Source organism: Micromonospora sp. SL1-18 (assembly GCF_047921505.1).
Taxonomy (GTDB): Bacteria; Actinomycetota; Actinomycetes; order Mycobacteriales; family Micromonosporaceae; genus Micromonospora.
Genome location: NZ_JBLROA010000178.1, coordinates 1 through 1,156 on the forward strand (window position 1 = coordinate 1; position 1,156 = coordinate 1,156).

The 1,156-nt window shown below is 63.2% G+C and carries 1 pseudogene; it reads right to left on the bottom strand.

The window, feature by feature from the left end:
• Window positions 1–812: 812 nt before the first annotated feature.
• Window positions 813–1,002, bottom strand: a pseudogene (locus ACNAW0_RS30395) (transposase); the annotation flags it as partial.
• Between the last annotated feature and the right edge of the window lie 154 nt (window positions 1,003–1,156).

Genomic DNA, 1,156 nt, shown 5'->3' on the forward strand with positions numbered 1-1,156 from the left:
CGTCCGCGGTCTCTCCGCAGGCCCCAGGCGTCATCGCCCCTTCGTTGGAGTAGATGCGCCCGTAGGCCACAAGATACAAATCCGGGTTGAACAACTGCCGGTACAGTTCATTGCACGGCAGGCCACGCCTACCGCGTTCACGGAGGACATTCAACACCGTTTCGGCGTTCTGCATTACGCATACCCCACGGTCTTCGATTGTCCAGTCACCTGGCCCCCTTCGCCCTGTGGACGGCCTTCCCGTCCTCCTTGGTCGGGCGTTACTCCGACGACTAATATGGGGCCTCTGTCACCATAGGACTCGCGTCCCTTAGGTGATCCCACGTTCGTCTCTGTCATACGTCATAGCGCGATTTAGGTCCCCCACTCATCCCCTTGAACTCCCTCATTGGGAGTCGCTCCATACCCCGGAGGTTGCGTCGACCCGCACGTGATGTCGGCGCAGGGCATGGCACCGGTTTCGGGCGTCTTTCCGGTGGGAGACTCCATTGCACCTTCTGGAGATTGGGGTAAAGGCAGTCTAGCTTTGACCATGTCGCGCGGGTCCCGTATCGCCTCGTTTCATACGCCTGAACACGAACGATACTTTCCTGACATGCTACGGTTCCCTTCACTTTTCAGATCCAGGTAAGTCATTGGACCCAGAAACCTTCCTCCGAGTTTCTCCCGGCTGAACCGGGAATATGACAGAGCGCCTCGTGGCGCAGCATGGGTAGAGTCCGTACGTTGCTTACCGCCGGGCTTGAGCAACCCCCGTGCCACCAACGCGGCCAGCAACAGATCCAGGGCCCGCTCCACCAGGTGGTAGTCGACCAGCCGGTTGCGGAAGTCGGTCAGGATCGAGGCGTCGAACCCCTCATCGTCCAACTCCAGGCCCAACCCGTACTTCCAGTCGATGCGGGTCCGCACCGCCTCCGCGGCCTGCCGATCGGTCAGATGCTCCGCGTACTGCAACACCGTCACCAGCATCAACCGGCCCGGGGACCAGCCCGGCCGGCCCCGCACCCCGAACGCCGCAGCGAACGCCTCATCGGCGTACAGCTCACCCAGCTCGTCCCGGATCACCACCGCCAGCGGCGCCCGCCGCCCCCGATACATGCGGCCGACCGCCGCGGCGATCTGCGGCGAGGGCTGCGGCCACGGCGCAGGCTGCACA